Raw genomic sequence first — 8,957 nt, 5'->3', positions numbered from 1 at the left:
CAAATTCTTTTTTCTCTCTTCCCGACTCGCTGTGTGACTTTCGTCTCACTCCGTGTCGGTGGATGCGCAGTATAGGGGGTTGAGAAATTAGCACAAGCGTTTTTTGCAAAAAAACTTTCAACCGCACAAATAACGAGCACTCTGCACAGATACTCAACGATCTTGTCTAATATTTCGGGTTGCAGAGGATCTTTTCATGATGAAACACCTGACTTCTGCATTAAAAGATCGCCGATTTCTTTGTGATTTTGATTGCTGATCTTATCTCTCTTGATTCTTTTTTCTTTCTATCTATATAAAGACGAAAAAAAAGAGCAGAACGATGACGAACTGCTCTTTTGGTCTTTGCTTTTTATTTGGGGTACTTCAGGTGAAGTCTTGGAAAAGTGTTTCTTCTATATATAGAAGAAAAGATCAGAGCATCCTTGCCCTTCTCTTTACGACAGATTAGTTAGGGGTATATCTAAATGTCGTTATTGTTCGATGACGCATTGAGCTCGTAAGAGTGGAGCATGCTTGCATTCCCAATGACGTCATCTTCGAGAGGAACTTAGTTCTTCAATACTTTTACGGTGTAGCTACCATCTTTTTGTTGGTATAAACCGTGGATGTCGGTTTCGAAACCTGGGTAATGCGCACCGATCTCACAAAGCATCTCTAGGAAGTCCAGCACAGGGCGAGACTCTTGAGTCACCATTTCACCAGGAAGTACTAGTGGCACACCTGGAGGGTAAGGAAGGATCATGTTCGCACTTACGCGGCCAACCATTTCTTCCAGTTTGATTTCTTCGATGTTGCCACGAAGCTCTTCTTGCCATGCTGCGTGTGGTGTTACTTTCATTTCTGGAAGTACATCGAACGCTTTGTACATTAGCTCAGGTAAGTTGTATTTCTTAGTTAGGTCATGAATTGCTTGTGCTAGTTCTTGAACGCGCATGCCTTCATAGAAGCTTGGGTCTTCGTTGTATAGCGAAGGTAGGAAGCTCTTGATGGTTAGGTTCAAGTCGTAGCCACGTTTAAATTCAGTTAGGCCGCGTAGCAATTGCATTGCTTTTGATTTGTCGATACCGATTGAGAATAGGAACAACAAGTTGTATGGACCTGTTTTCTCTACCACGATGCCGCGCTCGTCTAGGAATTTAGCCACCAGCGAAGCAGGAATACCTGATTCTTCTAGTTCGCCTTCTTTATTCATCCCCGGAGTCAGTAGCGTTACTTTGATTGGGTCAAGATACATGTGGTTGTCATCCATGTTCTTGAAGCCGTGCCATGTGTCGCTAGGGTCTAGTTTCCAACATTCCGTGGTATCGATGTTTTCTGGTTGCCATACATCGAAGAACCAGCTGTCGCTTTCTGCTTCTAGACGTTTGATCTCTTTACGGAAGCGGATTGCGCGATCGATAGAGTCTTGCATCAACTTCTTACCAGTGTTGCCGCGCATCATTGCCGCTGCAGTTTCAGTAGAAGCAACAATGCCGTACTGAGGTGAAGTTGAAGTGTGCATCATGAATGCTTCGTTGAAAGATTCTTTATCAAAGTCGCCTTTCACGTGAATCATTGAAGCTTGTGAGAACGCTGCCAACAGTTTGTGTGTTGATTGTGTTTCGTAGAACACTTTGCCTGGCATCGCTTCACCACTCATACCACATTTACCTTCGTAAATTGGGTTGAAGTTAGTGTAAGGCACCCAAGCACTGTCGAAGTGGATGTGTTTACAATCTAGCGACTCTTTGATGAATTGTGTGTTGTACAACAGACCATCGTAAGTTGAGTTAGTCACTACTGCGTAAGTTGGTGCTGTTGCACCTGGTGTTTTCGCCACTTTCTCTGCAATGATATCACGGCTGAATTCGCTTTGTGGAATACCGCCAAGGATGCCGTATGCGTTACGAGTTGGGCGGAAGTAGATTGGTGTCACGTCGCTCATCATCATTAGGTGGGTCAGAGATTTGTGACAGTTACGGTCAATCAATACTGTGCTGCCCGCAGGTGCTGAGTACATACCAACGATTTTGTTCGATGTAGACGTACCGTTAGTTACGATGTACGAGCTGTCTGCATTGAATGTGCGTGCAATGTATTCTTCTGCATCTTTATGTGGACCTGAATGGTCTAGTAGAGAACCTAACTCAGGCATTGAGATTGATACGTCCGCTTTAAATGTGTTTGGACCGTAAAAATCGTAGAAGATGCTACCAGCAGGGCTTTTCTGGAATGCAGTACCGCCCATGTGACCTGGAGTACAGAAGGTGTATTTACCTTCTTCTACGTATTTGAATAACGCTTTAGTGAATGGAGGCATGATGGCATCTTTGTATGCCTCAGTCGCTTGGTTGATTTTGATAGCGATGTCGTCAGCCATACCTAAAGCGTACTCGAAGAAGCTCACGTTTAGACGTAGGTCTGTTAGTGAAATGTCTAGAGTAGACTGTTCGTTAGCAAATGCGTGAACAGGCAGTTTTTCGTTGATTTGGCTGATACGTTCACATAGCTCTAGTGAGTATTTATCCCAGTCGAACAGCACACCGCAAATGCGTGGGTTCATCTCAATCATTTTGATCAAGTCTTTATCATCTACTGGGTAAACCACTTCGTAGCCCGCTTTCTCAAGAGCAACGTGAAGTTGACGAACTGGCTCTTCTTTAAAGAACACACCCATGTGGTTCAAGATAGCGAATATATTCATTTGGACATCTCCAAGGCGAATGAGGGCGCTCTTTGCCATTTACAGACAATGAGTAAGGTGAGCGCCGCGTGAATTTAGGTTTTATGGGCTGGCACCGTAGTGCCAGCGTTTTGGGGATTAGTTGCTTGCTTGGGCAGGCATGTCGTCAGCGTGCATTTTCACGTACTGAGCAAGACCTGCTTTTTTGCTGTAGAACATCAAGATAACTAGAGACACGATGAAGGTTGCTGTTAGCGTACCGCCCTCTGCACCTGCTAGTGCGATGAAGCAGAACAGACAAGCCACACCAGAGAACAGCATTACGAAGCCGTTGCGTGTTGTCATACCTTCGAAGCGAATCAAGTTAATGCTTGAGTAGAAGTAAGGCAGCATAGTTAGTAGAACTGCGTCAGTTGTTAGCTGGTTGAATAGGTCTGATGCGTGTGCTGTTTTAGAGCTGAAGAACATCAGTACAACCATCAGTGCAGTCATCTTGATTGACGCAAGGATTAGACCTTTCTTAGGCACACCGTTTTTGTCAGTTTCGCCGTAGATTTTAGGGAAGTTGCCATCGCTCGCGGCACGTTTACCAGCCTCGCCCACCAGCATCATCCAAGAACCTAGCGAAGTGAAACATGCTAGTGCTGTGAATGCTGATACGAATGGTGCAGTCCAGCTACCGAATAGCTCAGTGGTTGCCAATGCAAATGGCGCACCTGATGCCGCAACTTCTGACGCTGGGAACATGCCGCTGATCATTTGAGTTGATAGGATGTAAATCACACCTGCGATACCAGTACCTAACATAGTTGCTAGTGGTACAGTCCGTTTAGGGTTTTCTACCATACCAGTCGATACCGCTGCTGATTCCACACCTACGAATGACCATAGACAGATAAGAACCGCTGTTACTACCGCGTGGCTGTCAGTGCCTGCTGATACGTTCCAGTTTTGGCTGTAAAGCGCAGTATCGAAGTGCGTCCAACCAAATGCGGCTGTACCAACAACTGGGATAAGGATAAGAACTAAACCAAGCGTACATAGACGGCTTACCCAGCTACCACCAAGTAGGTTGACGAAAGTGAAGATCCATACCGATGCAATCGTCGCAATACCTGCTGGGATTGGGTTATTAAGCACAGGGAAGAATACTGAAAGGTAAGAAACACCTGTAATGGCAATAGCCAGGTTACCAATCCAGTTCGCGTGGTAATAAAGAACGCCCGTTTGGAAACCAAATACCGGAGACACTTCGCCAGCATAAGCGATAGGACCACCTTCTTGTGGGTTTTTGGTTGCCAGACGAGCGTAAACGAACGCCAGACTCAGTGCACCGACCAAACAGATCAGCCAACTGAAGATTGAAACAGAGCCTACAGAGGCAAGACTAGAAGGTAATAGTGCAATACCACTACCCATCATGTTACCGGCTACGACACCCGTACAGGCAATAAGGCCGATTTTTTTCGCATTCGATGACATAACATCTCCAAATCTATTCTACTCGAGTCAACATGACTCAAACTGAATGGTTATTAGCGAGATGCTATGAGGAAGAACCTGCTCGACCTCGCTAAATTTCGAAGTGAAGACTACGCCCAAAAACTGGGAAAAAAATAAACTTGGGGTTATCAATAAAATGATTAGTTAATCAACATCAAGTTGAGGTAAACATGATAAACACAAAAATATAAAACCATATTATTCATTTAGTTATAAAAAAAACATCAAACCTTCTACCGATAGATAAACTCTCATCAACTCGTTGGTCATCGCGATAAAAGTTATCAACCTCTATCAACTTCCCCATCCCGAAGGGTTAATTCCCTGAAGTGTTGATTCCATAAATCTCTCCCTGATCGCGCTTTTTGACCCACATCAATATTCATCTCGCCTGCAAGAAAGCATCAAAATCATTCTCGCCACATAACTCAGCCAGACGCTTCATACAATCAATAGAGATAGAGATAGAGATAGAGATAGAGAAGCAAAGCGGGTATGTATTCCCGTTGCAAGCTTGCGCTGTTAGCTCCTTCGTAAGTCATTGCCCCACCGCCTCACCCTTTTCACTTTTCGACAGCGACAAAAAAGCCCCTCACCGAAATGAGGGGCTAGCATTAGACTGACGTTGAGTCCGAGAGAATTAAAGCATTCGAACGACAGAAGGGTGAACGGCGCGATACATGGCGTAATCAATCGCCTTCATGTTACTTGGGAAGACCAAGTTTTCGCACAGCAGGTACGTCTCAACCGACGTATCAATATAGAAAGCTTCACTGTAAGACTCACTGGCTAAATCCAGATCACCATCCAATTCGGCGTGCTTACCGCGAATCACATAGGAAAGCACTGAATCACGTAACCTCAATGCCTGTCCGAGATGCCGCTTGGCTAACGCCATGTCACCAATGATGGTTTCGTGCAGTGCTAAAGCTTCATAAATTCGCGGTTGAATTGGCCCCACCATCATTTTCACATTAGTCTCTAGTGCTTCACTGAGCTGCTGCATTCGCCCTTTCTTCAACTCCTGTGAGAAATCAAGTGCCTTTTGTACATGGTAAGCAATCAACAACTCAGCTTGAACGTAAGCATTATCCGGCTCGATTTCTAAAATGTTTTCCATCAAGTCGATACCTTGGCGGAATTGTTTAGTATCAGAGACATTAAGGTAATGGTTAGCCTGAACAAACAACTCCAACGCGTCGGGATTCATTGGCATTCCCGCCACCAGCATCGTAGATTTCAATTTGGCATCCGATACTTTCAGCACTTGCATCAAATCCAACGACGCTTGTTGAAGCACTGTCTTTAAATGACTACTGGTTAACGCGTATTGACGACTAAACAACACTTTTTCAGATGAGTTATTGCGATATTCCACCTCTAAAAAGCTGCCACCGTCATTCTCACGAACTCTCACCACAACCGATTTACCAGGTACAATGCCAGAAGTAAACGACGCCTTCTTTAGCATGACTCGGTAATCACTGACTTGAGCAATGTCGGACATCAACTTTTGGGCGAATCCGTCTGCCAAATCGTAGCTTAATCCTTCATTCGTAAAATTATCTTGAAACTTGAACTCAATCAGATGGGTATCGATGGCTTGGGTAATACGCACTTCCGATTGCTTGTAGGTAAACACGCCCATCACTACGACCAACATACTGATCCAGATGAAGTTCATAATTCCCAATCGCCAAGGACTGATTTTGTTTTTGCTCTGAGGGGCTTTTTTCTCTTTTGACATCTCGCAGACCGCGCGAGTTAGAGGACCGGCAGGAAAGGTAACGGTTGGTGCTATAGGTAGACAATCCTCTTCCGATTCTTCAACCGAAGGTGGGATCTCTTCATTTTGCCGACTTGTGACAAACTCTTCATGCGTCATAGCAACCACGTTCGCTACCAGCTTATAGCCACGCTTGGGCACCGTGATAACGTAGTTGGTATTTTCCTCTCGACCGTCACGTAGTAGCTTACGCAACTCAAAGATGGATTGAGTCACCACTTGATCGGTCACAATCGCTCCAGCCCAAACGTACTGAATCAATTCCTCGCGGTTGAACACCTCATTCGCATGCTCCGCTAAGAAGTGCAAAAGATTAATTAAGCGTGGCTCAACAGTAACTTCCCTATCTTGTCGATACAGCTTATTTTCATCAACGCTCAAAACCCAGTCATTGATTTGAAAATAGACTCCAACCATGTATGAAAACTCTCGTATCTACAGACAGCGTTACGCTAGGAATCAGACAATGGTCGATTCCTACAAGTAACTAAAGGCAAGATTATAGGTGGGAAAGCAGCGTGTACCTAGAAAAGCAAGTCGCCAAAAATGCAAACTTAAGTTAAGTAATGCAAGAATGAGACTACTCAAGTGCTGCAAGGATAGAGCAATGTGTGGCGTCATCGTCTGTATGACCACAACAAGCATCATTAATCTTCTTTAACGCTCGGCGAATTTTCGTCAGCTCGTTAATTTTCCCATCAATCAGCTCTAACTTAGCAGAAGTAATGGCTTTTACCTCTGCACAGCTGTGTTCTGTCGCTTCTAACTTAATTTCTAACAGGTCTTTAATTTCATCCAGACTCAAGCCAAGATCTTTACCTTTGAGGATAAAGTGCACCTGCTTTTGATTCTCTTCATCATACAAGCGGTAGCCTGACTCACTTCGTCCTGCGGGTTTTATTAGCGCGTTTTTCTCGTAGAAACGCAATGTATCGGCAGTCACACCACAACGTTTTGCCAGTTCACCTATCTGAAACATAACTTCCCCTATTAACTATCTCGTTACTTTTAAAGCTAAAGAACGACTTTTTTGCAATTATTTTTGAGATGCCAAACGATTGCGCGAGCTTTTTTGTAATAAATTGGTTAGAATACGCGCCATCAAATGTGGAGACTGTTTTCTAACCAGAAAACACCCTGCAAAGGTCTTTACCAAAACTGGCCAATATTTTACCCCAAGAGGTAAAAACAAGTTCATTTTTGGCAAACATCTTTAACTCCGTGAATTTGAGGAAAATGGAAGCATGAATAACGCTCGTCCTATTCGCCGTGCGCTTATCAGCGTATCAGACAAAACAGGTATTGTTGAGTTTGCGCAAGCTCTTGCTGAGCGCGGTGTCGATATCCTATCTACTGGTGGTACAGCTCGCCTACTTGCCGAACAAGGCATCGCCGTAACCGAAGTCTCTGACTACACTGGTTTCCCAGAAATGATGGACGGCCGCGTTAAAACGCTTCACCCAAAAGTTCACGGTGGTGTGCTTGGTCGTCGTGGCCAAGATGATGACGTGATGGAAAAGCACGGCATCAACCCTATCGATATGGTTGTCGTAAACCTATACCCATTCGCAGAAACCGTTGCCAAAGAAGGCTGTACACTAGCCGACGCGGTTGAAAACATCGATATCGGCGGCCCAACAATGGTTCGTTCTGCAGCGAAAAACCACAAAGACGTGACTATCGTTGTTAACGCAGGTGATTACGGCCGCGTAATTGCAGAGATGGACGCAAACGACAAATCTCTCACTCTCGAAACTCGCTTCGACCTTGCCATCGCTGCTTTTGAACACACTGCCGCTTACGATGGCATGATCGCAAACTACTTCGGCACTATGGTTCCATCTTACGGTGAGAACAAAGAAGGTGATGAAGAGTCTAAATTCCCACGTACGTTCAACCAACAGTTCGAGAAGAAGCAAGACATGCGCTACGGTGAGAACAGCCACCAAGCAGCCGCATTCTACGTTGAAGCAAACCCACAAGAAGCATCTGTTTCTACTGCTCGCCAAATCCAAGGTAAAGCCCTTTCTTACAACAACATCGCAGACACGGACGCAGCGCTTGAGTGTGTGAAAGAGTTCAACGAGCCAGCATGTGTAATCGTAAAACACGCAAACCCATGCGGTGTTGCGCTAGGCAAAGACATCCTAGAAGCGTACAACCGCGCTTACCAAACTGACCCAACATCTGCATTCGGCGGCATCATTGCATTCAACCAAGAGCTGGATGCTGAAACAGCAACCGCTATTGTTGAACGTCAATTCGTTGAGGTCATCATCGCTCCTTCTGTTTCTGCTGAAGCGATTGAAGTGGTTGCCGCGAAGAAGAACGTACGTCTACTTGAGTGTGGCGAATGGACAACGAAGACAACTGGCTTTGACGTGAAACGCGTGAATGGCGGTCTACTGGTTCAAGACCGCGACCAAGGCATGGTAAGCCTAGACGACCTAAAAGTGGTTTCTAAGCGCCAGCCAACAGAAGAAGAGCTAAAAGATGCCCTATTCTGCTGGAAGGTAGCGAAATACGTGAAATCTAACGCGATCGTTTACGCGAAAGGCGACATGACTATCGGTGTGGGCGCAGGCCAAATGAGCCGCGTTTACTCAGCGAAAATTGCCGGCATCAAAGCTGCAGACGAAGGCTTAGAAGTTGCCGGTAGCGTAATGGCATCTGACGCTTTCTTCCCATTCCGCGACGGTATCGATGCCGCAGCAGAAGCCGGCATTAAGTGCGTAATTCAGCCAGGTGGCTCTATGCGTGACGACGAAGTTATCGCAGCAGCAGATGAGCACGGCATGGCGATGATCTTTACCGGTATGCGTCACTTCCGCCACTAATCCTCTCGTCTTCACTGGGACGATAACTGCGTTGACGGCGTTCACTTATCCTAATCACATAGCATACTATGCTCATAGGAATAAGTTCACTTGTCGCCTTGTCCTCGTCCCATTGAATTAGAGAGGCCATACTCAGGTCTTTGCGAAATATCTGAGTTTGAGCAAA

At 45.4% G+C, this 8,957-nt stretch carries 5 protein-coding genes; 1 reads left to right on the top strand and 4 read right to left on the bottom strand.

Annotated features, from left to right (window positions below; translation table 11 throughout):
- Positions 1-550: 550 nt before the first annotated feature.
- The 4 genes from R7P64_RS23390 to zntR form a co-directional block, all read right to left on the bottom strand.
- On the bottom strand, positions 551-2,686 hold the full coding sequence (locus R7P64_RS23390; protein ID WP_213869026.1) for a lysine decarboxylase CadA: 2,136 nt from the start codon (positions 2,684-2,686) through the stop codon (positions 551-553).
- A 117-nt stretch (positions 2,687-2,803) separates the two neighbouring features.
- Entirely contained in the window at positions 2,804-4,147 is a 1,344-nt protein-coding gene (gene cadB, locus R7P64_RS23385) for a cadaverine/lysine antiporter (RefSeq protein ID WP_017821792.1), read from the bottom strand.
- Positions 4,148-4,808: 661 nt separating this feature from the next.
- Complete coding sequence (gene cadC, locus R7P64_RS23380; RefSeq protein WP_225497196.1) at positions 4,809-6,371, bottom strand: lysine decarboxylation/transport transcriptional activator CadC; 1,563 nt, start codon at positions 6,369-6,371, stop codon at positions 4,809-4,811.
- A gap of 163 nt (positions 6,372-6,534) precedes the next feature.
- Entirely contained in the window at positions 6,535-6,933 is a 399-nt protein-coding gene (zntR, locus tag R7P64_RS23375) for a Zn(2+)-responsive transcriptional regulator (RefSeq protein ID WP_005382529.1), read from the bottom strand.
- A gap of 265 nt (positions 6,934-7,198) precedes the next feature.
- Here zntR and purH point away from each other — a divergent pair, with 265 nt between their 5' ends.
- Positions 7,199-8,791: a bifunctional phosphoribosylaminoimidazolecarboxamide formyltransferase/IMP cyclohydrolase gene (purH, locus tag R7P64_RS23370; protein WP_213869024.1), complete on the top strand. Its 1,593-nt coding sequence runs from the start codon at positions 7,199-7,201 to the stop codon at positions 8,789-8,791.
- The last annotated feature ends 166 nt before the right edge of the window (positions 8,792-8,957 follow it).

This window comes from Vibrio sp. 2304 (genome assembly GCF_033339475.1).
Taxonomy (GTDB): domain Bacteria; phylum Pseudomonadota; class Gammaproteobacteria; order Enterobacterales; family Vibrionaceae; genus Vibrio; species Vibrio alginolyticus.
This window is presented reverse-complemented; position numbering and strand designations above follow the sequence as displayed.

Excerpts from the sequence above, each read along its gene's own strand:
- R7P64_RS23390 (WP_213869026.1), bottom strand. The coding sequence starts at position 2,686 with ATGAATATATTCGCTATCTTGAACCACATGGGTGTGTTCTTTAAAGAA.
- cadB (WP_017821792.1), bottom strand. The coding sequence starts at position 4,147 with ATGTCATCGAATGCGAAAAAAATCGGCCTTATTGCCTGTACGGGTGTC.
- cadC (WP_225497196.1), bottom strand. The coding sequence starts at position 6,371 with ATGGTTGGAGTCTATTTTCAAATCAATGACTGGGTTTTGAGCGTTGAT.
- zntR (WP_005382529.1), bottom strand. The coding sequence starts at position 6,933 with ATGTTTCAGATAGGTGAACTGGCAAAACGTTGTGGTGTGACTGCCGAT.
- purH (WP_213869024.1), top strand. The coding sequence starts at position 7,199 with ATGAATAACGCTCGTCCTATTCGCCGTGCGCTTATCAGCGTATCAGAC.